Origin of the sequence: Paenibacillus sp. VTT E-133280 (assembly GCF_002264385.1) — a bacterium.
GTDB lineage: Bacteria > Bacillota > Bacilli > Paenibacillales > Paenibacillaceae > Paenibacillus_AQ > Paenibacillus_AQ nitricinens.
Window position 1 is genome coordinate 26989 of sequence record NZ_NFUX01000055.1, and the last position, 26442, is coordinate 53430.

A 26442-nucleotide genomic window follows, 5' to 3' on the forward strand; every position below is an offset into this window, starting at 1 on the left:
TTCTGCGGTACCAGCATGCGCGATACGGTTCACCGCGCTGTCTGTAACAGCAAGCTCTAGGTCCATCCCTTGTGGGATGGACCTTTCTTTGGATCGTTATTGAGTCCCAAATAGCTATTTGTCTTCATTATTGATACAGCCATATCCCTGAAATCGTCATCACCGCTGGCAGTGCAGCCTCGTCCACCGCCACATTGTCATACCAGCCGCCCACCGCAAGGTTAAGCACCAGATAAAAGGGTTCATCAAAGGGCATCACGCCCGGCTCTTGGCGACGTTCTGCAAAGCAATGTCCATCTACCAGCCATCGAATTGAACCTGCATCCCATTCCAGTGCATACTCATGAAATTCATTAATGGTTCCGCTCTCGAACTGGTGTGTGAACTCCTCCACGATTTGATGTTCCCAATCCTTCCCGTAGTGCAGCGTTCCGGATATTTGCTTAGGCAAGCGGCCTTTGGCCTCCATAATATCTATCTCACCAGAAGCCGGCCAAGAACCGTAAGCTTGTTCCTGCGGAAGCAGCCAGATGGCAGGCCATATTCCCTGTCCTACCGGCAGCTTTGCACGCACAACTAACTTTCCATAGCAAAAGGAAAAATGGTCCTTTGTATCCAAACGGGCTGAGGTATATGCAAAATGCCGTCCATCCTTTTCGATGGATTCGCTGCGTGCACATAGATTTAAGCCAAACTCATCGGTATATAGATTGTTGGCCTGATCTGTATAATACTGCTGCTCACCGTTGCCCCAACCTGGGTCTATGGGCTTGCCATCATTATCTAACAAATCGTTGCCAAGGCGGAGATTCCATAGCTTCAAATCGGCATTTCTATCTAAGAAATTCTGTTCCCATACGAGCTTGTTCATTCTTCGCACACTCCCTTCATTTAATCACAGCATACTTAAATTTTGCGCCTGGTCAAACAAATCTAAAAAAATGGGATAGGGTCGATAATCCTGGGCTTTTTTTCCTATGCGCTTTTTCATACGATGAAATAGAAAGGGGGTACGGTACATGTTCCAATACAGAACGGAACAAATGAAAGCGCTTGTTAAACAGTGGCAGTTGCAAAGCATGGTTGTCCCGGGAATCCTCTGGATGTTTATCTTTTGTTATCTCCCCATGTTTTGGCTCATTATTGCATTTATGGACTACAGCATCGCCAAACCCTTACTAGAATCACCGTTTGCGGGGTTGAAGCATTTTCACGATTTTTTGACGGATGATCGATTTTGGCGTTCGATCCGCAATACCCTGGGGATGAGCAGCATCAAGCTGATCTTGGGTTTTCCCATTCCGATCTTGTTTGCTTTAATGCTCAATGAAATACGGGGTCTTCGATTTAAGCGAACGGTACAAACCATTTCGTACCTGCCGCACTTTATTGCCTGGACGATTTTTGGTGGCATTGCACTCAATTGGCTGGGTGAGGGCGGTGTGATCAATCAGTTGATGATGGCAATCGGATTCCAGGATCGTCAAATCCTGTTTAACAGCGACCCTAAGTACTTTTGGTGGATTACCTATTTCACCGACACGTTAAAAGAAACGGGTTGGAGCGCCATTATCTACATAGCAGCAATATCCGGGATTGATCCGGGACTGTACGAAGCGGCCGAGCTGGATGGCGCAAATCGACGGCAGCGTATGTGGCATATCACCATTCAGAGCATACGCCCCACCATCGCTATTTTGTTCATCCTCGCGGTCAGCGGGATACTCGGCAGTAACTTTGAGCAGATTTTTATGTTGAAGAACAACATGAACATGAAGATGGCGGAAAGCCTGGACTTGTATATCTATAATATGGGGTTGGTCTCCGGGCGCCATTCTTTCTCAACAGCCGTCCTGTTCGCCCGCTCTATTGTAGCGCTAGGTTTGTTATTTTTGGCTAATCACTCATCCAAAAAACTAACCGGCGACAGCATTTTTTAAAGGGGGAGAACAGAGGTATGGAAAGACGCAAAAGGTTTCAGCAAATTGGAGTATTTGAAGTCTGCAATACCCTGCTGATGCTGGCGGTTTGTTTTTTAACGCTCTACCCGATGTGGTTTGTATTCATTAACTCACTTAATGCGCCGCAGCAGGCATCACTGGGCACCGTCAACTGGTTTCCCAAAGAATTATCACTGGCCAGCTATAGTGTTGTATTCAATGATAAGACGATGATGAACGGTTTTTACATCACCACGCTGCGCACGGTACTCGGAACAGCGATGCATGTATTCTTTACCGCTGTTATAGCTTACGGAATGAGCAAGTCTAATCTAATCGGCCGCAAAGTGTATCTCAAAATCGCACTGGTTACAATGCTGTTCTCAGGTGGTCTGATCCCTACGTTTATTCTGATGACAAAGCTGGGTTTATATGATAATTTTTGGGTATTTATAATTCCTTCCATGTACACTTTTTTTAATATGGTCATTTTTATGAGCTTCTTCCGCACCATTCCCGATAGCCTGGAGGAATCTGCGAAGGTAGACGGTGCTTCAGACTATGGCGTTCTGTTCAGAATTGTATTGCCCAACAGCATGGCGGTTATTGCGACCATATCGCTTTTTTCAGCGGTCTATCATTGGAATGATTATTACCAGGGCGTCATCTATATTCGCTCGCAAGAGTTACTTCCACTGCAGACCATGTTGTACAAAATTATTGCAGAGAATTCCATGTCTTTCATGCAGCAGCAAGCGATGGCACAATTCGGCGCTAGGCTGCCCGGCAACTCTATCAAATTTGCATCCATGATGGTAGCCACATTACCAATTCTCGTAGTCTACCCCTTTATCCAACGCTATCTGGTCAAAGGGGTGATGATTGGCGCCATTAAGGGATAAGTGCATAGGTCTCGAAACGGATATTTTAAAAAATTCAGAAGCAGCAGAGAAAGGATGATTATGTGATGAAACGCAATCTGATCAAGCCAGGCTTGACCCTCGTTCTGGCCGTAATTCTGACACTAGGCACGGCCGCTTGTAGCAACAATTCAGCCAATAACAAACCATCACCACAACCCACGGACAGTACATCCCCGCCGCCAAGCGAAGCAACGCTCAATCCCGATGAACCGGCATGGAAGCTCGACACCAGCCCTGTAGATCTAACTTGGTTTGTAGGCGCTAACTGGTACGCCCACACTTGGGGAGACAGCTTGGTCTCCAAGTATGTAACGGAAAAAACAGGTGTCAACATCAAGTTAGAAGTACCCTCCGGCGAAGCGAACGAGCATATTACCCTGATGATGACCTCCGGCAAGCTGCCAGACTTGATCTCGATGGGTTCATGGGAAACGGCTGTCAAAAAGCTATGGGAAGGCGATCATGTCTATGCCTTGAATGAATTGGCTGACAAGTATGATCCTTACTTCTTCAAGGTCGCCGGCGATGGCACACTGAAATGGTATCGTCAGGAAAATGGAAATACCTATGGTGTTCCGAATGATTCCTACAGCCCCAACCTGATGCATGAAACCGGAATGACAGCCGCCAACCAGACTTTCCTGGTGCGGAAGGATCTGTATGAAGAGATGGGCAGCCCGGATCTTAGCACGCCAGAGGGCTTTCTAGGTGCATTGCAATTAGTGAAGGATAAGTATTCACAGTATAAAGGCCAACCTATCAGCCCCTTCTTTGCGCAAGGGAATGTCCCTTACGGGATGACCGAATATCTGCAGAATTTACTGGCCGTCCCGCAGGAGAAAGACGGAAAAGTATACGACCGCATGACTGATCCCGATTATATTACCTGGTTAAAAACCTTCCGCACGGCATACGAGCGCGGGCTGATTAATGTAGACTTTCTGGTAGATTCCGACACTCAGGTCGAGGAAAAAACGAACAATGCACGTTATTTCATGATGGTTCGCGAGTGGACTGGGATGGCGGCTGTCAATCCTATGCTGGCTGCAAGTGGAAATCCGGATTCTTACTACATCGCAGTTGATGGCCCAAAGAACAGCAAAGGGGATGACCCTAAGCTATTCCCTGGTAACATGGACGGCTGGATGGTAACGATGATTAGCAAATCCACCGAAAACCCTGAACGGGCCATCCGCTTTTTGACCTATCTGGCCAGCGAAGAAGGCCAGCGCGATGTATTCCTTGGCAAGGAAGGCGAAACATGGGAAACGGTAGACGGCAAACCACAGCTGAAGCCTGAAATGGTACAATTACTCGAAAATGATATTGAGAAAATGGAGAAAGAATATGGCATCATGGATACCTATTGGATGATGCGAAACCCTGTAATCATCAACCAGTGGAGACCCGAGAAAGCCCCTGTTCTTAAGCAAATGGAGGACTTCGCCAACCAACGGGCTGATATTGACAGTGGTATCTACAAGGGCTTAGATCCACAAGGCGATTCTGATGTATCGGTAGCCTGGTCGCGTATTTCTCAAAACTGGGAGGAAGTGCTGCCTGAGCTGATTACAGCTAAAAATGAGGCAGAATTCGATAAAATCTTCGAGAATTTCCTTGACCGCCGCGAGAGTTATAGCTTTGACAAGGTGATGGAATTCCGCCAAGCTGAACTGGATGTGCGAAAGTCCAAAATGGCAGAGTAATAATGCCCATATTAAGATTACTGCCGGCCACCGAAAGGGTGGTCGGTATTCCCTTTTTAGCGGATTCTCCCCATTGGCGAGTCAGCCTGGTTCCCTACCAGACGATTTGTAATATATGGTATATTACAAGGGTAGGAGGCTATTAAATGAAATATTTGCTGACTAAAATGAAAAAGCTTTACCGCAATTCCCGCATATCCAAAAAATTATTTTTGGCCTTCAGTATGATGATTGCCATTCCTGCGATTGTGGTATCCTTTTTATTTATCCGCACGCAGGAAAGCCAGCTATACAAGGACGCTATGGCCACCGGCAGCAGTCATGTTTCACGACTTAATGAACAGCTACGCAGCAGAATGGGTATTATTGAGAACGCTTCCTCTACTGCGCTGAATCAAAAGGCATTTGTAGATTTTATTCACTCCAATATGCGTGGGGATGGCCTGCGTCTTGTGAAATTTAGACAAAATCAATTTGAGCAAATGCATAATATCATTCAAAGCCACGAGATGATCAGTGAGCTCAGTTTCTATGTCGATAATCCAAACCTTTTTGAGATTTGGCCTGAAATCTACCATTATGACAAGTTTCAGCCGCAGGACTACTGGGTGACCCTTCGGGAGGAAGGCGGTGCGGCATACCGCTTATTTGCTTTCAAGGATGGCGACCATACATTATCCTATTACCGGCTGGTACGCCTTCAGGGACAGCAGCAGAAACGCCCTACCATTATGGAAATTCGCGCCCAGCATAACGTCTTTTTCAGTGACCTGCTTGAGGATAGCGGGGGAGATTTCTTTTCTGTAGTGATGGACGGAACCACCCCTTCCCGATCTGTATACAATCCTGAGCATGTCTTTGCTCAAACTGCCGGTGAGGAGTTGGATAAAATTCTGGGCAGTATTCATCAGCGGCTGGATGTCATTCAGCAGAGTAGCCCTATTAAGGTCGAGGTCGGCGACCAGACTTACTACGCTTTGTATCGCTACATTGCCCCTTTGAACGCTTATGTCGTGGATATTGCCTCTCATCAGGCACTGATGAAAGGCCCGCGGAGCTGGTATCTATTTGTTGTAGCGATCACATTATGTGTTCTGCTACTGATGTTACTGCTCGTATCACATACTACCCGGCGGATATTTAGGCGGCTGGACAGGGTTCTGATTTCTATGCGCAAGGTGCGGCAAGGCCAACTGGATGCAAAAATCGATACCGGTCTCGGGGCGAACGAAACCGGTGACGAAATTGACGAAGTGGCCGTCAGCTACAATAACATGTTAGACGAGATCAAACATCTGATGACCCAGGTGGTAGATAAGCAACTGGTTGCCAAAAATGCACAACTGCACTCCCTGCATTCACAGATCAATTCACATTTTTTATATAACGCGCTGGAATCTATTCGTATGCTCGCAGAGGTTCAACGACAGCCGGCAATCGCCGATGCGTTAGTGTCTCTCGGTTCACAACTGCGTTACAGCATGCAGTGGCGCAGCGATACGGTTTCCCTTAGCGATGAACTTGCCAACATCCACAGCTATATCCGCTTCATAAACTTTATGGAGGGCGGCAATATTGTATTGATGGCGGATCTCCCCCTAGAGGTGCTGCGTTATACAATTCCGAAAATGTGCATGCAGCCCATCGTCGAAAATGCCGTTCATCACGCAGCCCCTTCGGGAGGCAGTGTAAACATCGAAATTACCGTATCTGTAGAGAATGACCGCCTTTTGCTAATAAAGATACGAGATGATGGTGCAGGTGTTGACCCGGAAATGCTGTACAGTTTGCAAGCTGTGCTGCTGGGCGACACGGATTCACCGATTGTTACCAGCAAAAACGGACTGGGCCTGGAGAACGTGCATAAACGCATACAGCTTCATTATGGCAAGGGCTGCGGTCTTTGGATTGACAGTGTGCAAGGTGCCTACACCTGTGTAACCATACGTTTGCCTTGGGAAAATGTGAATCTTGGAGGATGGTAGTGTATGATCAATATTCTGATTGTTGATGATCAAAAGCATATTCGTGATGGGCTCCAGGCCATGCTGCGCCAATTCCCCCTGCAGCTGGACAACATTTACTGTGCCGTAAACGGCATCGAGGCCTTGGGAGTATTGCGTCAGCATAGCATTCAACTAGTGATTACAGATATCAGGATGCCTGATATGGATGGATTAATGCTGATGGCGCAGAGCAAAGAGGAACGCTTCGAGGTGGAATACCTGATTATTAGCGGCTTCAGTGATTTTGCGTATGCTCAAAAAGCCATCGAGCTTGGGGCAAAGGGCTACCTGCTTAAACCTGTGAAACGTGAAGATCTGCAAACCGCGGTAGAACATGTAGCGCATGAAATCAAAACACGGCAGGCGCTCTCGCGCAATATGGAGCATATCTCCCGTCGTGCTCAAGAGACAGACCGCAAGGAACTGAGTATGTATATGCAGGGGGCGGTGAGCGATGAGGCATGGCTCCTCCAAACCCAGCAGCAGAATCCAAAGTTGTGGAGTAATTACCGTCTGTGCCTGCTACGGGAGGAACTATGGATTAACCAACCGGGAGCCCATAGCAGTCACAGCATGGAATCTATTGCCTATCGGATATATGGCAAACAAGGATGCATATGCTTGCAGCACCGCCCATATCTCGTCCTCGCTGTGGATGCTTCCGTAGATACGGGCGCCTTTCCGGCCGCTCTCAAAGCAAGGCAGATCGATTCCATCACCGCTATGACCAGCCCGCAGCAAGGGTTGAAGGAACTGCCCCGCAGCTATATACAAGCGCTGGAGCTGTATCGCCACAGTTACCTTTTTCCAGAGAAGAGCTATATTCTACCCACGCATATTCAGCGGCTGGAGCAGCAGTGGGAGCTTCCCTATGAGGAGCTGTATGCCCTGTTCCAGTTAGTTGGCAGTAAGAACAGCGGCACCATCACCCAAGGCATTTCTAAGATATTTCACAAAGATACGCTGCAACGCTATCACATCCAATACACCCAGCAGCTATGCCGCGCCATCGTGCAGATGCTGGAGGAATACGTGCGTGTGATCCGCCCATATATGGGGGAAGAAGCGCTGGACATCGAATGTTTGCGTAATCTGTTCGACTATCCGGGTATTCGTGATTATATTCAGGCGCTGCAACAACAGCTGCTTCGGTTGAACCAATTCTATTATGAATATAAATGCAGCTATCGTAACTCGCAGGATTTGAATGAGGCCATTCGTTTTATACACGAAAGTTATCATAAACCACTGGATCTGGCGATGGTATCCAACCATGTGTCACTTAATTATGCTTATTTTTCTAACCTGTTCAAGAAGAATATCGGCAAAGGTTTTGCAGAATACCTGCGCGATGTGCGTTTGGATAAAGCTCGTCGGCTACTGGCTGAGACCGATCATAAAATCGTCGAGGTAGCCACTATGGTAGGGTATGAAAGCTACAAAAGTTTCACACGGGCCTTCCGGGATGTCATGGACATGCAACCTACAGAGTACCGCCAAATGATTCGCCGGAAGCATGACAGAGAAGAGAAGTATCAGGACACCGCGCTATAAATCAGGGGGCCACTGCTTAAATACACGAATATTATCAAAAGCCAAAAAATTGGGTTATAACAAAAATAATTGTACCTTTTAGCGGATTATTATATTCGATAGAATAAAGGTGTTCCTACATGTAAGCGGTTTCTATAACTAATACTTTATTACAGGAGGGCAAGTATGAAGCGACTTTATAAAACGAAGAGTGGTTTTAAGCAGAGGGCACTGAGTTTATTCTTAGCAATAGTACTATTGGCTGGTATGGGCCTGTTGCCAACATCGAAGGTTCTGGCAGCAGGGAAGACCGTTACTTCTATGGCTTATTTTTCAGCAGCAGACGGGCCTGTCATCTCAAAATCCGGGGTTGGGCAAGCCAGCTACGGATTTGTCATGCCTACATTCAATGCAGGCTCCGCCACCTGGAATGAAGTTTCCGATGATGTGGGTGTAAAAGTAAAAGTAGCTGGCAACTGGGTTGATATTGACAGTGCTGGCGGCTATACCTATAACCAAAACTGGGGACACTGGAGCGACGGCGGCTTGAATGGCTACTGGTTCACGCTCTCCGCAACCACTGAGATTCAGCTGTACTCCAAAGCTAATGGGGTAACGCTAGACTACACCCTAGTATTTCAGAACATAAACAAAACAACCATCACGGCTATGGCACCTACACAAGGACCGCAGATTACGGCAGGTTTTACCGGCAGTGCAGGCTTTACTTATCCTGCCTTCAACAACGATTCCTCTGTAACGTATGAAGCAGTGGCTGACGATTTGAAGGTATATGTAAAACCTGTAAACAGCAGTACCTGGATTGATATTGACAATAACGCAGCCAGCGGCTGGATCTATGATAACAACTTCGGACAATTCACCGAAGGAGGCGGTGGCTATTGGTTCACCATAACGGAGTCGATCAATGTAAAGTTACAATCCAAAACCTCTTCGGCTAACGTCGTCTATACCCTCACCTTTAATCAACCTGTAAGAAATTCTTATGTTCTTACTCCCTATGATGGAACGACCTTTACTGCAGATGCGAAAGGTGTCATAGGTGTACCGCTGCCCAAGATTGATGGAGGCGCGCCAATCGGTACCGAGCTTGGAAAATACGTATACCAGATCAATATTAACGGACAATGGGTGGCTATGAGTGATTCCAGTCAGAGTGGATTTGTATATGCTGGTAACGGCTATAACAACATGTCCGATGCTAACCAGTGGGGATACTGGGCTGACTATATTTATGGCCTTTGGTTCCAGCCCGTCCAAGAGGATATACAAATCCGTATAGGCTATCCATTAAATGGACAGCCGGGCGGTAATGTGGGCAACAATTACGTCAACTACACCTTTATTGGCAATCCAGATGCCCCGCGTCCGGATGTCTCTGATCATGATGACATTGCCATTGGAACGCCAACCGACCCGACCATTGAGGGTATGAATCTCATTTGGCAGGACGAATTTAACGGAACCACGCTCGATACGAGCAAATGGAGCTATGAGCAAGGGTATTATATCACTGATGATCCCAACAGCTGGGGCTGGGGTAACGCCGAACTTCAACACTATACAGACAGTGCACAAAATATATTTGTGCAGGACGGAAAGCTGAATATCAGGGCGCTACACGATTCCAAATCCTTTCCGCAGGACCCAAACCGGTATGCACAATATTCCTCTGGTAAGATTAACACCAAGGATCATTTGTCCTTCCAGTACGGCAGAGTAGACATCCGTGCCAAGCTGCCTACAGGCAATGGTGTCTGGCCAGCACTATGGATGCTTCCGAAAGATTCAGCCTATGGTGCATGGGCCGCATCCGGCGAAATTGATATTATGGAAGCCAAAGGACGCTTGCCTGGCACGACCAGCGGCGCCATACATTTTGGCGGACAATGGCCGGTGAATAGATATATTGCGGGTGAATATCACTTCTCTGAAGGCCAGACCTTCGCCAATGATTATCATGTGTACTCCATGGTCTGGGAAGAAGATAATATGAAATGGTATGTGGACGGCAATTTCTTCTTTAAAGTGAGCAGAGATCAATGGTATTCTGTAGCTGCACCGAACAATCCCAATGCTCCTTTCGATCAGCCCTTCTATCTCATTATGAATCTGGCGATCGGCGGATTTTTTGACAGCGGCCATACCCCGGACCCATCCGATATCCCTGCAACAATGCAGGTGGATTATGTGCGTGTCTATAAAGAAGGCAACGGCCAGAATCCGGGTAATAACGTCACGGTTACCGGAGTAACGCTGAATCAGAACACTGCACAGGTCGAAGTCGGAAAAAGTGTACAACTGAACGCAAGTGTAGCTCCGTCAAATGCAACGAATAAGCAGGTCACTTGGAGCATTTCAGGGAACAGCGTAGCTTCTGTGAGTCCAAATGGTCTCGTGACAGGAATTTCTCCGGGCACGGCAACTGTTACAGCTACAACAGCCGACGGCAATAAGACAGCCGTCTCCACCATCACGGTTGTGCCAGCACCATCCGGTACTATCATCATCGGCGATGAGGTCCGGGGTCTGAAGAAAACAGGCAATGATCTGCTGTTCTATGTGAACGGCGCAACCTTTGCCGACTTACACTATAAGCTCAATAACGGCGGTCAGCTGAACGTAGCCATGACTCCGGCAGGGAACGGCAACTATACCTACCCTGTAAATAATCTGCAAAATGGCGATACCATCGAGTACTTTTTCACCTATAATCCAGGGCAAGGGGCCGTCGATTCCCCGACGTTCACGTATATCCATGGGGTAACCCAAGGAACACCAGAATAAGTAGTTGAACCCTAAGCAAAATGCATGAACACGAATAGGCGAGGAGGAAGTGTTAAAGCCTCCCTCTCGCCTATTTTGTTGTTTCTGCCATGTGCTGGTCTCCTCGGTGGAAGATCAGTTGCCATGCGTGATGCTCGACCTCCTTGACGACAAAGCTCACCTCTTAGAACGTCATAAAACTAACTATTGACACCAGCCTCTATCTTCTGATCAATAAATGGTTTGAATCGTGTAAAATACCGCTCTGATGCCTCCCAACGCCTAAGGTTCAAAAAAGATAGGTCCTGCTTACCATATTGATCCGGCGGCTGATAATACCGGGAAACATAAGTTTCATTGCCCAGTGTATAAAAATAATACACTCCATCCGGAGTCTTAATTTCAATCTGACCAGGTAGAAGGTCTCCGACCTCATCCGTATGCGCTTGACGGAAGCTGTAACATTTGGATCCGTCCCAGAGCCCGTCATTCTCCTCCTCTTCCAAATATAATTTCTGAATTACAGCGTGTTGCAGAATGTCTTGCACATACTGGACCTCAATGTTTCGTAAATATAGCTCAGCCATATTAATACAGGTCAACAGGTCCAACGGCTTCGAATACAGCCCATGTTGCTGCAGGAACATCTAGTTTCGTTAAATTTCCGGGGTATTCCTTGGTTGTAGCCACGTGCGAAAAAGCCGGTTCATCACCGGACACTTTTCGCACCTTCGCTGGCTTGCCTAAATTAACACGTCGAAATGGCCCTCCGAGTTCACCGTCGCTGTCCGGGGATCGGTCAGACCGATGCCCTTGAGGCCTCCCTTCCACTCATTCCGCCAGAGGGGGAGGTGATCTTGAAGCGGAGAAGCCGGTACAAAATTTACGGAGGTGCTACTCCCGCTTTTCTGTACGAGTTGGGACTCCAGCAGCCGGATTTGCCGCTGCAGCTGCTCCCGGCGATAAGGAGTCTGCATCTCACTTCCTTGTACTGCATTCACTTTATCCAGTTCCATCATCAGCCGGTTCCGCTGTTTCTCCAGGGAACTGACATCACTCTGTGTACCGCCGTAGGCCGCAATGGCCTGTAACGGACTGATGCCTGCTACTGTCAGTGCCGCCATGATCTTCCCCTCCGTTTCCTTGGCTCCCATTCCAAATTCAGCCAATTTCGAAGATCTAATCATCTTTATTACCCACCAGACCTCATCATGACAACATCACAGCCTCAATTGGAAAATAACCGTCGTATAGTCACAGTCGGCCATTGGTTTCGACCCTACCAAAGACCCACCGAAGGCTGGCTAAAGTCCCTACACAGCTCCCTTACTCGTCCTTCAACCGCCGTTGATACAAAATGACAGATACTACTGTTAATACAACCGTCCATGCCAAAGTAATAAGCAGGGGTTTTAATAAATCTCCAGTCGTATAGCCTGTATTGCTTATCCCTAGCAAATGCACAAGCTGACTGCTTGGCATGTAATCCAGCACTTTGAGGATCGGATAATCATTCTCTAGAAATGCCCCCCATGGTGCCCCAGTGAATATGAACGCTACAGGAAGTATGGATAAAGAAGCATCAAGCAGCGTCTTGGAGAATAAACCACATATCGTCCCGGCTGCTGTATATAGAATAATCGAAAGAAAGATTGTTGCCACAAATGCCCATATGCTGGCTGGCTTATAGCCAAATATAAACGTAGCTATAGCCAGAACAACTACAGACATAACAAAGACTAAAGAGCTTTTACCGATTAGAACATCAAGGGTCGTGGCCGGAGTCATCATTAATGACCGTAAGGTGTTACGCTCCTTTTCTTCCGCAATCAAGCAGGCTTGTGCGAAACATGTTAGTAATACAAACGAGGTATTATAAAGGAAACCGCTGGCTCCAGGCAAAGACGCGCCTGCGCTTCGAAAAAGAACGGCAAACATAATAGGCAAAATTAACATAATGGAGATCCCATAATTGCGTGAAAACTCTTTGTAATCCTTCACAAAAATCGCCTGGGCACGTTTTAATGAGATACTCATAATAGCTCACTTCCTGTCATTTTAATAAAAATATCACCCAGACTTGGCTCTTTCGTTTCTAACCGGTCAATTAGCCCCCGTCTCATCCAATCCGTTATTTGATCAGCCGTTCCCTCATCGATCGGGAGCTCGTACGTTTCCCCATTGATTAAGTCAACAGAAATTATGTTTTCTCGATGCTGTCGTTTAAGCTCCTTCGGTGAGCCGATCGTTTGGATTTGCCCTTGATACAGAATCGCTACGCGGTTGCACATCAATTCTGCTTCAGCCATATCATGCGTAGTCAGAAAAATCGTTGTCCCCTTCTTATTTAAGTAGCGTAAGCCTTTATAAATATGCGCTGAGTTTACCGGGTCTAAAGCCGAAGTAGGTTCATCTAAGAATAATAATTCTGGCTCATGGATAATTGCGCAGGCCAGCAGAACGCGCTGTCGCATCCCTTTCGATAGGAGTTTAACCTTCTTTTTGCGCTCTCCGCTTAAGTTCACAAACTGCAGCACCTTATCGACCGCAGATCTGGGAAGATCATACAACTGACAATACAGCTCTAGATTTTCCTCAATGGATAATCTCTCATATAGACCACTGTTATCCGTCAGAATTCCAAAGCGCATCTTCTTTGCAGACTGCTGCATCCTCTCCGCTGGCTGGTTAAATATATTTGCCTGTCCACTTGTCGGATTTAATTGCGCCGTTAAAATTTTAATTAAGGTCGTTTTTCCTGAACCACTCGGACCGAGGAAACCAAAAATCTCCCCTTTCGGAATGGAAAATGACACATCTGCTAACGCATCCTTATTTCCAAATCTCTTTCGAATATGTTCTACCTGGATAACATTCACAAATACCACTTCCTTAGCATTGATGACCTAAATATATAGAGATTACATACTTGCAGCCATCAAAACCCGCCGAAATGTAGCTATTACCGCTTGAATGGTACCCTTTAAATGTTAAGAAGTGCTTTTAGCTCCTGTAATTTTGAACGAGATAACGGCACCACGGCATCTTTACCTGTATTCAAACGCAAGCTGTAACTATTCTTCGTCCATGTAATAATCTCTCTAACTTTTTGCAGATTAACGATGTAGGATCGATGACACCTGAAAAAACCGAAATTTAACAATCTCCGCTCCAGCTCGGTTAGAGTCAAAGCACAGTCGTAATTTTCCCCACCCACATGAACAAGGATCGATCCCTCTATACTTTCTATAAAATCAATTTCAGGCGGATTAAATAAAATCACTTTGTCATTTCTTTTGGTAGATATCTTCTGCAAGGTTATATTGGCTTCATCTTGTTTCTGTACTTCCTGCTTATCCTCTTCTGAGTCCCGAATATCCAATGGATGACATCCAAGTTCGTTCAATCGATAAATGGCGTCACACGAAATAATGGCATCCTCTAAATTCGAAGTTAAAATTAAAATCTCCTTTTCTTTCGAAAGGTCATCTAGTATCCGTTTAAATTGACGACGATCTTGCTCCTCTAAGTAAAAATAGGGTTCCTCCAGTACAAGTGTAGGCTGATGCGCAAAAAAGACACGCAGCAATGTCACATATGTCCTTTTCGAAGAGCTTAGGTCCTTGATCCTTACCTTCCGTTCTTCTTTTAAAGCAAAATAATCTAGTAACAGAGCGACACGCTCATTCCTCTCCGTTACTTTGATTAGAAAATGAATCAGCTCTTCCACCGTTAAATGCATATACTCGTTTTGCCCGGCTTGAAATAAATAATAGTGGGAATGATTCAATAATTGATTCATTAATAGCTGCTTTCGCTTCAAATCTGTTATAATGCCAATCGATTGGTTCTCTGTCATGTTTAATTCGATCTTCGGTAGAAGTAATTCCCCATCAAAATATATTGGTTGAAATTGCATGCCGTCCCCCTGGTCAGAGCTACTATAGGATATTTATAACAATTATAATGTTCGGATACTTTTTTGTCAGTTTCTACTGAAAATACTTACTGTTAACAACACAAGTATAAAGAACGACGAAAAAAAACACTTCTCAATGAGAAGTGTCAGAAATCATATTTAGATCATCTGCCAATGATGTTGCATGTCAATTCTTTTATTGCCGGAGCATGTTCTCATCTAGCCTTATTAAGTTCTTTTACTTCTATTATCTTTTTACTAAACTGATACTTTACAGTAACATTTTCAATAATCTCAGTATTCTGGTAGGCAAGAGAACCCTCGAATTCTAGAGTATCATTATCTTTCCACACTAGGTTATCTGCATTGCTATAATTCTCGTGATCTGTGCGAATCCATGTATCTATTTCTTTTTGTGCACCATATTTGACTCTTGCAGATTCTATTAATTCGGGACTTATCATTCCCTCTTCAATATTGCTAATTTGAATGAAATCACTTTTATTAGAGCATGTTACGATCGCAACTAACTTATGATTGGGTGAAGGAATCATTTTTTTTATATACATAGAGGGTGTTGAAAAACTAAAATACGCATTAAGCTTATTATCTTTTATTCTCCAAATGACATTTTGACTTCCATAGTCCGAATAGTTATTAAACAACGTAAATATCATACTTCCGTCTGCTAACTTAACAATATAAGGGCTTTTATAACTTTTCGATAAAATATCTACAGCAAAAGCAGCTGCATCGGCGATTTTTTGATTCTCATTTTTTAAAAATGGCTGAAGTTCTTTCAACGCTTTTACTCTCAACGTGGAATTATTAAAGGTTTCTACCAGCCTATTAATAGCAATATATACATATTCATTATTATCACTTTTTAAAGCATGTAGAAATTTTTCCGCATCATATTTAGTAGCAGGCTGTAACTCCATATCTTCAGCTTTTAAATAACGTATATAAGGCTCTGAATTTTGATTTTTATAATATTCTGTCGCTAATAAAGCTGACGCAGTTGAACTATATAGGACAAGACAGGCAACCAAAACAACCCACTTTTTTGAAATTCCTTTTTTCCTTTTCTCTGTTCCATTGTGCCCAGCCGCTTCAATTAAGTTCTCATCAATGAGTCCGATCTCCTTAAATAAATCTTCTTTTTTCATAGGTTAACCCCCTCTTTGTCGAGATGAACTCGAAGTTTATTTCTTGTCCTAAATAATATAGATTTCACTTTACTACTACCCATATTAAATCTTATAGAAAGCTCATCTATTGAATAGGAATACCAGTACCTTCCAATAAATATGTTTCTTGCTTGCTCATCTATGCCATATAAAAATTGATTTATTAAGTTTGCGATCTCACCTTCTTCATACTCTGTTTCTACAGTATCAGGCGAAGCTAGACATTCTTCTAGTTCCGTTAGAATGACTTCAAACTCACGACTACGCTTTTTCGCTGTATTATAACCATACTTATCAAGCGCAATATTACGGGTGATCCTCCCTAAAAATACCGAAAAATTCCTAGGCAGATTAGGCGGTATCGCATTCCATGCTGCTAAGTATGTATCGTTCTCACATTCTTCAATATCCGAGAAATTTGAAATAATGTTTCTTGCAATCACCCTGCAGTAAGCCCCATATTTATTTTTAGTCTCTAAAATAGCTTGCTGTGAACGCTGTATGTATAGGTGGATTATTCCTTGGTCTTCCATCCGTTATTCTCCTTTTAAACACTCTTATCTATATAGTAGAAAATTCCTAGAATACGTTGCACTTATATTAAAAATTTACACCAATATATAAAGACAACCCCCTCCTAAACAAGGAAGGGGTCTGCCTTTGGGTCATCTCTACAATCCAAAATGTTCTCTAACTAACCTAAATTGTTCTTCCACGCTCATACTTGGTATTCTTTCAACGGTCTTGATCCCCATTTTAGTACAAGCATTCTTAATCTCATTGGAGAACTTAACCATAGATTTGTTCCCGTGTTTAATCGTTTCTTCTGGATTTATCGTGTAGGCGTTAATACAATCTAAAATCATCTTATGATCTTCTCTGAAGTAATATAATTTCTCTATCTCATCGTCGGACGTATAAAAACAAATCATTCTCTCTTCCGGGATAAACGGTAGTATACGCTCAGGCATTATTCCCAGATCAATTATTATTGGTTTGTCATTAGACATTGTTAACAAATCAATGATAAAGAAGTCCATCATCTCTTCGACAATTTGAAATAACCACTGGCAGTGCTCATCTACCGGTTTATTGAACCACTTATTCCAATCCAAATCAGGATTAGGAAATTGAAGGGCAGGGTATTCAACAGGACTAGTGAATGGTCTGTATTTTAAGACATCATCCCCCAATGTTTGAAATCCAAGTACCTCTACAAATTTCTTGGTCATGGTCGTCTTCCCAGCACAAGGCCCCCCATTAAGCCAGTAAACATGTTTTAATCGTTCCTTCAAATAATTATTATTTATCTTCATCCGGTACACCCCATTTGATTTATAAAGAACTTTACTCTAGCACGTTGGTTTCGGGGAGATGGCGGATTCTTATCTTCCTATAACAGTGAAAACACATAGAAATTCTCCTTTCTTGACACAAGTAGTTATATTCTACGAGTGGGGAGTTCTGTTAGCGTAACGACTTACTCTGTTGAATTTCATGTTCCTCAACATAATTTCTATACTTATTACCATTGTAGTAATTAAGAATGTCCTGATTAATCTCAGGATACAGTTGAATAGAGTGTAGCTCCGAAATAGGAATCCACGTTACACCAGTTTGCTTAGAATCTGGTGATTCGGGAAGTCTTGGATTTGATCCCGCTTTCAATTTACAACTAAATGTAACTCCTACTGAATGAGTATCCCCGTATATGTAATTACTTTTTGTAGGTTGATATTCGTAAACAAATGCAACGGGACCGACCTCTATCTCAACACAAGCCTCTTCTTTCGCTTCCCGTTTTACAGCTTCAATCAGTGTTTCTCCTGGCTCAAGGCCACCTGCTGGAAGATTGTAGTGCACGCCATCAAGATTGTCATTCTCAAACTCCACTAGTAAAATGGAACCCTTCTCAATTATTAATGCACCAGCGCGCAGTCTTATCTTTTCCAGAATAATCACATCCCATAGTCATTAATTTCTATATGGGATATTGTACCATTTAATGCTTCTAAGGGAAGAGTCTTTAATGAATCCTTTACAAGGATTGCATAACTTCTATAGCACTTTTAAGAGCGTTGCTGTCCCTTAATCGTCCTTTTTCTGGTACTGTCAAATTTATTAACTTAAATGCCTCTTCCTTGCTTACCCATCGAATTTCTTGTGTTTCATGATCAAAACTATGTACTTCTCCTATAGGTCTTAATAAAAAATACTTAGTTATACATGTCTCTGATTCAAATGCCCCTGGGATCGGTGCGACAACTTCACAATCATACCCAGTCTCTTCTCTCACTTCTCTCAATGCTGTATTTTCAGGAGATTGATCTTGAGGTTCGCTTCCACCTTTAGCAAAAGTCCAAGCGTAGCCTCCCCAAAATCCGCTAGGGCTTCTCATCAATACCTCACCAGCATTATTGATAACAATTCCTCCATAAGCGAGTTCACTCATCTTTTATCCATCCCAACAAAAAAATAAATTCTGATTTAATCACACTATTCCATTAAATATTCATATTCCCCTGATTCCTAGTTACTATCATCACATTCTGAGCCTAAAAAGCTCTGATTATCAATCTTTCTCCTATCACTTTATCTTTAATACGATCTTTCCTTTTGCCCGGCCCGATTCGGAATACTCCATCGCCTTTTGAGCTTCTTCAAAAGAAAATATTTGATCAATTACAGGCTTTATTTTCCCTGCCTCTATAAGCTCCGAAATGATCTCCAGTTGTCTGCCGCTAGGTTTCATGAACAAAAATCTGTATTTTACATTATATTGCTTTTCTAATTTTGTTAGCTTACGGGTAACCAATCGAAAAAGACTCGTTTTTATAAATCCAGACCCATATTCAATTCCGAAGCGTGCATTGGGCAGCCCAGAAACCGATACAATTTGTCCGCCTGGTTTGACTATTTTAAAAGCCTTTTCTAAGGTCTCGCCGCCAATCGTATCGAATACTCCATCATAATTTTGTAAGACTTTATCAAATTGTTCTGTTTTATAATTAATTATTTGATCTGCCCCAAGAGATTTGACCAGATTAGCTCCAGCATTGCTAGTAGTTGTAGCCACATAAACTCCCATCGCTTTGGCAAGCTGGATAGCAAAGGTCCCAACGCCGCCCGAACCAGCTTGAATCAATACCTTTTGCCCTGCCGATAGCTGTAATATATCATGTAAGGCTTGATAGGATGTAAGCCCGACTAATGGGATTGACGCCGCCTCCTCAAAGGAAAGGTTTTGAGGCTTTAAGGCTATATCGTCCTCATATATGGAAATATATTCTGCGAAGGTTCCAATTCTATTTTTTCTTGGCCGTCCGTATATTGCATCGCCTATTTTGAAGTTAGTTACTTTTTTTCCTACTTTGGTGACTATCCCTGCAAAATCATTTCCTAATACAAGCGGCATATCGTATTTCAACAGCATACGAGTTTTGCCATCCCGCACCTTGAAATCGATAGGATTAATACTCGCCGCATGGATTTCTGCCAATACATCATAATCACCCACTGAAGGTATTGGAATGTCTGCCATCAGAAGAGGACTTTTCCCGTATTTTTCAATGATCATCGCTTTCATCAAGAAACCTCCATTTCTAGTAATATTGTTCCATAAATTCATTGAGATGGTTTATAAGATTTTTTAACACGCCTAATTTTGTTCTAACGTCCATAAAATAATAATTTTTAGAGCCTTCTTTCCTCACCATTATAATTCCGGCTTCTCTTAAGATTCTTAGATGATGGGAGACCGCTGGCCGTGAAAGATGTGTTTTTTCAGTAATCTCACCTACGCGTAATCCGTTCGTACAGGTAGTCTCCATAAGTACTGTAATAATGGATTGTCTTGTCTCATTACCAATAGCTAAAAAGACCTTCTGGCACATCTTGAAATCATCTTTGATGTCTTCGACTTGTTGCTGCTTATTAATGATTCTCACCGCTTTCGTCTTGTTCAATCGTTTAACTTAGTGAACCATTTGCTGACGAGTATGTCATAACAAGATATGCTCTGCAACGTTGGGAAAGAAAATCGAGACCACAAGTAAATTTTTTACATTTTCTTATTCCCAACCCTCAAAGCAGAATTGTCGAAACATCTAAAATCGTATCAAGAACAATTGACGTTGAGTGAGCTGCCTGCACTTGAAGTACTGGTAAATAAGCTTATCGCATGGATTGATTGGCTTATGAAAAATCGCCGTCCGACTCCCAATAGGGAACATGAACGGCGATAATTTTTGAGTTATTCTATAAACGGCAGTTCAAAGTTAAGCCGATCTGCTCCACAAATCGATTAGGGAAGTTCCTCCAGTGTAATCTTGACGCTATATCAATTCGTACTTCAATTTTCGGATGCAGCTGTATTTTTAAAGGTTTTCTTTATAAAAGGCATTCAGTTTTTCAACAGCTAGTCTAACTGGTTCTGGTTGATCGTATAAGTCATAATGACTTACATTTTCAAGAATGAACAAATCCTTTTTCGTTGATGCGGCTCTATTGTACAGTTCATGACCATCTTTGTATGAACCAAATGCACCTTGTTTATCACCTACAATAATTTGCAAAGGTTGTGTTAGCAACTCTTCAACGAAATGGAAAGCATCAAAACCTAAGACTGAAGCTAAACTGGTATATTTCAATTTATTTGGAGAGTTAGAGCTTTGCCCTCTAGGCGTTGTATAATAATCGACAGCTTCCACAATATCTATATCTGTTATACCTGCCTTCTCTCTTTCCGCTTGATTGCTAGGGATCCAATTCACTATCATTGGCTCAGCTCCACGAGCTTCCGCAGTACGTTGTTGACTAATGGCCTCCAAAGCTTTAATTGGATCGCCGCTTTCACGTTGTACACGCCCGATATTAGCTCCAACGACAGTGCCAACTGCTTGTATACGACGCTCTGTCATTGCAGCATTTACAGCATAACCCCCTCCGGCACAAACACCTAATACACCAATACGGTTCTCATCAACAAAATCAAGTGTAGTCAGGTAATCTACGGCACAACGAATATCTTCAACACGCGCAGCCGGAACTTCAATATATCGAGGGTCACCTTCGCTTTCACCTTGATATGATGCATCAAATACAATCGTCACATATCCAAGTTCAGCAAGCTTCTCCGCATAGATACCTGCAGTTTGGTCTTTACAGCTACTTCCTGGATGAACACAAACGATTGCGGGGTTATGTTTCTTATTTTCAGCATTTTCTGGCACATTAAGAATACCTGCAACTTTTAATCCATGCGCCATAAATTTAACTTTCTTTTTAATAACTAACATATGTGGCCTCCTAATGGATGATTTAATATAATACACTTGAGTGTTTTATTACACCCGTGTATATTTAAAATACATTAGGACTATAATGCTTTCAATGACCACATCTTTGTTTTCATGTAGTAATACACATTCTTTCAAATGTGTATATTAAAAAGGAGTTTTCTTATGAATAATCCAATAGATCGAAGAATCATAAAATCGCAAAAAGTAATTCAATCGACTTTTTTAACTATGCTGCTTGAAGATGGATTTGATAAAATTACAGTTAAAGCGATCACTGAAAAAGCCGACATTAGCAGAAAGACGTTTTATCTGCATTATGTCGATAAATATGATTTGCTGGATACTATCGTGAATAAACAATTAGAGGAATTAGGAGTCATTTGTGAGCAAAAAAAAGAGAAGGGTTTTATCGAGGGTACCGTGATTTGGTTCAATTATTTTGAGGAACATAAAGCTTTCTTTGCAGCTTTGTTTGCAAGTGAAAGTACCGTCTCATTTCGAAAACAGCTTCTGCAATTCATCATGCATCAACTCAATCTAAAAATAATTAAACTCAACCCTGAAAAAGAGGCAGAAATCCTTTTAAAGTTTTTAAGCATGGCTGTTCTAGGCATCGTAGAATCCTTTGTTCTGAATCAATTAAAAGCCAGCACAGAAGATACAGCAAAACAAGTGGGCGAATTACTGGAGCAGAATATCGCGATGGTCTCACGTTAGTAGGCTGATGAAACTTAATTTTAATTTATTCCAATTCATATCTATCAAAAAATCCCCAAATTGCTTTAGGACTCCATATTCATATCGAACTAATAGCTATTGCTAAATCTATTCTGGTCATTTATATCAAAAATATGAAGGCCTGAAAAATACCAAATAACATGGACGACTGGCCCTTTCCGCTAAAACGGCGGAGGGGGCTTTTGCTTTCAGTAAGCAAAACCGTCCCACCAGATACTACATTATTTGGTGAACCCAGAATGCTTGGAGAATCCCGTGTGGGCTGATTTGCCCAAGCGGTGCAGTCCCCGGATATCTTAGGTTTAATTTTCGTTGTAACCTTCTAGCTACCTACCCGATCTAATATTTAAGTAACGTTACGAACATCCTAAGACTTTTAGTCAAGAAAGCAGGTAAATCTTTGCATATTAATCCTATTGTCGTCAAAGCCAAAGCTGGGGACCCAGAAGCATTCGTGCAGTTGATGCAGGAGATAGAGTTACCTTTATATAGAACTGCAAGGACCATCGTCAACAAAGAAGAAGATTGTGCAGATGCCCTGCAAGAGACGATGCTTAAAGCCTTTAAGTCCATCCATACACTCAGAGAGCCCGCTTTTTTCAAAACGTGGATCTTCCGGATTCTGATTAATGAATGCAATAAAATGCTCAAAAACAATTCAAGAGCCCTCCCTTATGGAGAGCTTCCCGAAGTCCCTTCCATTTCAAAGGATTATGAGAAAATCGAAATATGGGATGCCGTTCAACATCTTGAGGAGAATCTACGGATTGTCATTCACCTTCATTACCTACAAGACATGCCGATCAGTCAAATTTCCGACATTCTCGAAATTTCTACGGTAGCCGTGAAGACCCGGCTGCATCGCGCCCGCAAAAAGCTAAAGCATTCATCTCAATTCATTCAAGAAATGGAGTTGCGACATGGTAAACACTAAGTTAGAAGAACAATTAAAGAGCTGCCAAAGCCTACTTCCCGATCAGTTATCGGATATTGCCCGCTCCAAGCTGAATGAGACTTACCAAATCATCAGGGAAACCGATAATTCCAATTCCCACGTTCAGAAAAAGAAAAATGTATCAAAATCTTTTAATAGATGGTGGATTTCCACTGCAGCCGCTGCAATTCTTGGAGTTACAGTCCTTGCTTCCGGCTTTGTATCGCCCGCAATGGCTGATGCACTCAAGCAAATTCCGGTTCTGGGACAAATCTATTCATTATGGGGTGAAAACAACGGAGATCCCGGTGTTCAACAAGCCGAGGATTTCATCACAAACGTAAACCAAAGCGTGACCCATGGCAATGTTACTATGAATATTCCAACGTTGTTATTTGACGGGACCCGGATTCTTATGAACATAACCACTCCTGGAAACCGTCTGGCTTCGGAGCCCAATTCGCCGCCTTCAGATGCCAATAAAGGAGCGGTGGATAAGTTTGAGGTTCTCTATAAAGGCCAACCTCTGCTCTGGAGTTACGAACACATGGACGGTGAGACTGCTTCCAGCATAATGGTTCAGGTTTTGGACACTTATTATGAGCCGAGCACGACAACACAGACTGTCCAGTTCCCTGATCAGTTTGACTTGACTGTAAATGTAACGTTAAAAGGCTACGATGCCCCGTTCGAATTCGTTCTGCCTGTCACAAAATCAACGCCCGTTACCGCACTAACTTCAGAGGAAACCAAGCATCACGATAACATTAACTTGCAGATTAGTAAGGTGGAAATCACCCCAATCACAACGCAGTTATCCATTGAGTACACAACCAAACCGGGCCAGAGCAAAGAAGAAATGCTTGCTTCTGTCCCTTCGAAATATAAGGGTGCTAACGGAAGCGTCATCGCTCTTCAGTTTGACATTGTGGATGAACGTGGTGTTCAACTGAAGCCCATCGGTGCTCACCCCTTAAGCGAATCTTATAATGTTCGTTTTGAGCCCTTCAAGACTATACCGAGTACCATAACCATCAAACCGTACTTAGTCGTTTCCGAAGGTCAAGCCCCAGCTGGGACTACAGGACTGTGGGAAGACAACAATATGGTCAAGGAATATATTCCTGAGCTGGAGACTGTACTTTCGGTGCAATAGCATTTGTAAAAAAGACCTAATACTCCAGGAATAAAAGGATGTGTAAATCTACAAAAGACGAAGCCATAATTGGCTTCGTCTTTTGTTTGATATTTAAATGAATTCAGATAGATTCAATTCCAATAAGGTTATTTAGATGAAGCCAGCTTCGATATTTTGTCGGCAATATCTTCCGCTTGTAACAAGGAGGAGTAGGAATCTGCTGCAAAATATTTCTCCATATCAATCTCAATCACTCGATTATTTTTAACTGCATCTAACATTTTCCATGTTGCTGGTAACTTAGGCGGCTGTTTGTCTTTCACAGTAAGGACAATGACATAGTCGCCTACATAATCATTTACGGTTTCCCAAGAAACTTCAACACGGCTCATTTCCTTATCAATGATTTCACTTTGAACTTTTGGAGTAGGTTTCATACCCAAAATATCGTAAGTAGCTCTGCCGCCTCTCTCCCCCTGATTACCAATGACCATTAAAAATTTCTCTACCGTGATATAATCTACGATAGAAATAGTTGCATCTTTTGCAATGGCATTTTTAATTTTTTCGCGGGCAGCTATTTTACGTTTTTCGAAACCTGCCACAAACTGTTTAGCCTCTTCTTCTCGATCAAGGATTTCTCCCATAGCTGTAATCTCTTCTTGAATCGTTGCGTATTTACTTGTATCAAATAATACGGTCGGTGCGATCTTAGAATAGTTACTATAAGCATCTTTATTCCAGGTTATGATGATGTCTGGCGCTAGCTCTAATACTTTCTCAAAAGAAATACTTCCTTCTGCCCCTATATCCTGTACTGTCTCATCTAAGAAAGGTTTGAGAAACTGAGAATACTCCAATTGTGTATTTGATGCTCCAACCGGTATTACCCCAACTGCTAAGACTGGCCCCAAATCCCAATCAACTACAACACGTTGGGGATTGGCTGGAACATTAACATCCCCCATGACTGTTGTTATTTTCCGTAAACCCGTATTTTCAATGGCTTGATTGGAAGGCGTACTCTGTGTCGGTTCTACTATCTGATTGCTATTACGGCTAGTGCTCCCATTTCCACAAGCTGAAAGTAACAGTGTAAACACAAGCATTAGCGTTAATCCTATTTTCGTTTCGGTCCCCTTAAACATCTGTTTATCTCCTTCAAGTTTATATTGATAATGATTATCATAATCAATATAACAAGAAGAGGAATCTTTGCCCATGGAGGATAAGAACTCTTGCCATGGACTATCTGAAACGATCAAACCTGTCTTCACCTTATTTTTGTATTGAACGGGCGTCGCCCCGACCTGCTTTTTAAACAGACGTGTAAAATAAAAGACATCATTATAACCTACGCTTACAGCAATCTCCTGTACGGTAGCATCGGTCTGAATCAATATCTCTTTCGCTTTAGCCATCCTCGTCTGAATTACATATTCAATGGGACTTCTCCCTGTCCGGCGTTTGAACTGCCTCGATAAATACTGAATGCTATAATTCCATTCTTCGGCCATAGATTCAAGTGAAATAGGCTCATTATAATGTTTGTGAATGTATTGAATGATCTGTTCAACTAAATCTGTTTCTTTGAGGGCAACTCCCTGAAGCTGTAACTGCTGTGCAAGAGTATATACGAACTGATAGAAATGGATTTTCGCTTGGAACCGTTCCATAGCCGGTCTGCGATTCCATTCCTCATACATCGATTCCGCATGACGATATAAAACAACCGGAGAAATAGGTTTACATGTGTATTGCAGATGAAAAGGGTTACTTATATGATAGGATTTCAATAATGTTTTACTAGCTTTAGTAGAAATAGTACCTCTATATAAAATGTAATAGTAGGTTACATCCTCATGTCCAACCTCGAACTTGATGTTACTTCCTTTTCCCGCATGTAAAACAAAGAATCGTTCTAATGGATGTCGATTACCATCCAACCAGATCGTACCTTGTCCACGCACGACAAATATAAAACTACTAGCTGGGAGTACATGTTGCTGCTTACTCTCTCTGCGTATCACATGTTGGCGAATATCCACCAGTTGAATCCATGAAGTGTCCCATATCTGGATGTATTCTTCCCAATTCACTGTTAATCCTCCCAAGTCCAATAGCTTGCTAATCCTTTGCAGCTGCAAATCCCTATACAAGCCAAAATCGTAAACGATAACCATTATCATTGTCAAATGATTGGTGACTAGTCAAACCAATTTTAATAGATCAAATCTGACGCCCCCGGAGAGTCTCCAACCAAGTCGATATAGCCATAGCTACCTCAGCTCTTATCTGCGGGATTTATACCGTACATTCCACCACTCC

Annotated in this window: 24 protein-coding genes and 1 pseudogene; 9 read left to right on the forward strand and 16 right to left on the reverse strand. The window is 42.9% G+C overall.

All coding sequences use genetic code 11. The annotated features are described in order from the left end of the window. Positions 1 to 127: 127 nt before the first annotated feature. Positions 128 to 871, reverse strand: a complete 744-nt coding sequence (locus tag CA600_RS21555) for a glycoside hydrolase family 16 protein (RefSeq protein ID WP_094872775.1) — start codon at positions 869 to 871, stop codon at positions 128 to 130. Positions 872 to 1019: 148 nt separating this feature from the next. Here CA600_RS21555 and CA600_RS21560 point away from each other — a divergent pair, with 148 nt between their 5' ends. From CA600_RS21560 to CA600_RS21585, 6 genes are all read left to right on the forward strand, one after another. Next, complete coding sequence (locus tag CA600_RS21560; protein ID WP_094872777.1) at positions 1020 to 1940, forward strand: ABC transporter permease; 921 nt, start codon at positions 1020 to 1022, stop codon at positions 1938 to 1940. Positions 1941 to 1957: 17 nt separating this feature from the next. Then, on the forward strand, positions 1958 to 2842 hold the full coding sequence (locus CA600_RS21565; RefSeq protein WP_094872780.1) for a carbohydrate ABC transporter permease: 885 nt from the start codon (positions 1958 to 1960) through the stop codon (positions 2840 to 2842). Positions 2843 to 2907: 65 nt separating this feature from the next. Next, complete coding sequence (locus CA600_RS21570; RefSeq protein WP_094872782.1) at positions 2908 to 4569, forward strand: extracellular solute-binding protein; 1662 nt, start codon at positions 2908 to 2910, stop codon at positions 4567 to 4569. 146 nt (positions 4570 to 4715) lie between these two features. Further along, positions 4716 to 6554, forward strand: coding sequence for a sensor histidine kinase (locus CA600_RS21575; protein WP_094872784.1), 1839 nt, complete (start codon positions 4716 to 4718; stop codon positions 6552 to 6554). Positions 6555 to 6557: 3 nt separating this feature from the next. Further along, a complete protein-coding gene (locus CA600_RS21580; RefSeq protein WP_094872786.1) occupies positions 6558 to 8129 on the forward strand; it encodes a response regulator in 1572 nt (523 codons plus the stop codon). A 165-nt stretch (positions 8130 to 8294) separates the two neighbouring features. Beyond that, positions 8295 to 10916 (forward strand): family 16 glycosylhydrolase, encoded by a 2622-nt coding sequence (locus CA600_RS21585; RefSeq protein WP_094872788.1) that lies wholly within the window; start codon positions 8295 to 8297, stop codon positions 10914 to 10916. 179 nt (positions 10917 to 11095) lie between these two features. On the opposite strand, the gene CA600_RS21590 is transcribed toward CA600_RS21585, so the two are convergent. The 14 genes and pseudogenes from CA600_RS21590 to CA600_RS21650 form a co-directional block, all read right to left on the reverse strand. Continuing rightward, positions 11096 to 11443: a hypothetical protein gene (locus CA600_RS21590; RefSeq protein WP_179281693.1), complete on the reverse strand. Its 348-nt coding sequence runs from the start codon at positions 11441 to 11443 to the stop codon at positions 11096 to 11098. A gap of 55 nt (positions 11444 to 11498) precedes the next feature. Then, positions 11499 to 11585 (reverse strand): annotated as a pseudogene (locus tag CA600_RS31340) (AraC family transcriptional regulator); the annotation flags it as partial. A gap of 53 nt (positions 11586 to 11638) precedes the next feature. Further along, positions 11639 to 12082, reverse strand: coding sequence for a hypothetical protein (locus CA600_RS21595; protein ID WP_094872791.1), 444 nt, complete (start codon positions 12080 to 12082; stop codon positions 11639 to 11641). A gap of 139 nt (positions 12083 to 12221) precedes the next feature. Continuing rightward, the gene (locus CA600_RS21600) at positions 12222 to 12932 is read right to left on the reverse strand and encodes an ABC transporter permease (protein WP_094872792.1); all 711 of its coding nucleotides are present in this window, start codon (positions 12930 to 12932) and stop codon (positions 12222 to 12224) included. Beyond that, complete coding sequence (locus CA600_RS21605; protein WP_094872793.1) at positions 12929 to 13774, reverse strand: ABC transporter ATP-binding protein; 846 nt, start codon at positions 13772 to 13774, stop codon at positions 12929 to 12931. The genes CA600_RS21600 and CA600_RS21605 overlap by 4 nt, the downstream gene beginning before the upstream one ends. 104 nt (positions 13775 to 13878) lie before the next feature. After that, the gene (locus CA600_RS21610) at positions 13879 to 14814 is read right to left on the reverse strand and encodes a LytTR family transcriptional regulator DNA-binding domain-containing protein (RefSeq protein WP_094872795.1); all 936 of its coding nucleotides are present in this window, start codon (positions 14812 to 14814) and stop codon (positions 13879 to 13881) included. 215 nt (positions 14815 to 15029) lie between these two features. Further along, on the reverse strand, positions 15030 to 15983 hold the full coding sequence (locus CA600_RS21615) for a hypothetical protein (protein ID WP_094872796.1): 954 nt from the start codon (positions 15981 to 15983) through the stop codon (positions 15030 to 15032). Further along, the gene (locus CA600_RS21620) at positions 15980 to 16537 is read right to left on the reverse strand and encodes an RNA polymerase sigma factor (RefSeq protein ID WP_094872798.1); all 558 of its coding nucleotides are present in this window, start codon (positions 16535 to 16537) and stop codon (positions 15980 to 15982) included. The genes CA600_RS21615 and CA600_RS21620 overlap by 4 nt, the downstream gene beginning before the upstream one ends. Positions 16538 to 16675: 138 nt before the next feature. Next, positions 16676 to 17320 (reverse strand): hypothetical protein, encoded by a 645-nt coding sequence (locus CA600_RS21625; RefSeq protein ID WP_094872799.1) that lies wholly within the window; start codon positions 17318 to 17320, stop codon positions 16676 to 16678. 151 nt (positions 17321 to 17471) lie between these two features. Next, positions 17472 to 17966 (reverse strand): NUDIX domain-containing protein, encoded by a 495-nt coding sequence (locus CA600_RS21630; protein WP_306440407.1) that lies wholly within the window; start codon positions 17964 to 17966, stop codon positions 17472 to 17474. A gap of 76 nt (positions 17967 to 18042) precedes the next feature. Beyond that, positions 18043 to 18456 (reverse strand): NUDIX hydrolase, encoded by a 414-nt coding sequence (locus CA600_RS21635; protein ID WP_094872801.1) that lies wholly within the window; start codon positions 18454 to 18456, stop codon positions 18043 to 18045. A 135-nt stretch (positions 18457 to 18591) separates the two neighbouring features. Further along, the gene (locus tag CA600_RS21640; RefSeq protein ID WP_094872803.1) at positions 18592 to 19590 is read right to left on the reverse strand and encodes an NADP-dependent oxidoreductase; all 999 of its coding nucleotides are present in this window, start codon (positions 19588 to 19590) and stop codon (positions 18592 to 18594) included. 16 nt (positions 19591 to 19606) lie between these two features. Then, positions 19607 to 19897, reverse strand: coding sequence for an ArsR/SmtB family transcription factor (locus tag CA600_RS21645; protein ID WP_373455900.1), 291 nt, complete (start codon positions 19895 to 19897; stop codon positions 19607 to 19609). A 483-nt stretch (positions 19898 to 20380) separates the two neighbouring features. After that, positions 20381 to 21301 carry an alpha/beta hydrolase gene (locus CA600_RS21650; RefSeq protein ID WP_094872804.1) on the reverse strand — a complete coding sequence of 307 codons (921 nt, stop codon included), beginning with the start codon at positions 21299 to 21301 and terminating at the stop codon, positions 20381 to 20383. 165 nt (positions 21302 to 21466) lie between these two features. Here CA600_RS21650 and CA600_RS21655 point away from each other — a divergent pair, with 165 nt between their 5' ends. The 3 genes from CA600_RS21655 (at position 21467) to CA600_RS21665 (ending at position 24132) form a co-directional block, all read left to right on the forward strand. Further along, a complete protein-coding gene (locus tag CA600_RS21655; protein WP_094872806.1) occupies positions 21467 to 22021 on the forward strand; it encodes a TetR/AcrR family transcriptional regulator C-terminal domain-containing protein in 555 nt (184 codons plus the stop codon). Positions 22022 to 22442: 421 nt separating this feature from the next. Continuing rightward, positions 22443 to 22976, forward strand: a complete 534-nt coding sequence (locus CA600_RS21660) for an RNA polymerase sigma factor (RefSeq protein WP_094872807.1) — start codon at positions 22443 to 22445, stop codon at positions 22974 to 22976. Continuing rightward, positions 22963 to 24132 (forward strand): DUF4179 domain-containing protein, encoded by a 1170-nt coding sequence (locus CA600_RS21665; RefSeq protein ID WP_094872809.1) that lies wholly within the window; start codon positions 22963 to 22965, stop codon positions 24130 to 24132. Before CA600_RS21660 ends, CA600_RS21665 begins: the two co-directional genes overlap by 14 nt. Before the next feature lie 128 nt (positions 24133 to 24260). Here CA600_RS21665 and CA600_RS21670 read toward each other — a convergent pair whose 3' ends face one another. Then, positions 24261 to 26213, reverse strand: a complete 1953-nt coding sequence (locus tag CA600_RS21670; protein WP_179281694.1) for an AraC family transcriptional regulator — start codon at positions 26211 to 26213, stop codon at positions 24261 to 24263. Positions 26214 to 26442 lie beyond the last annotated feature (229 nt).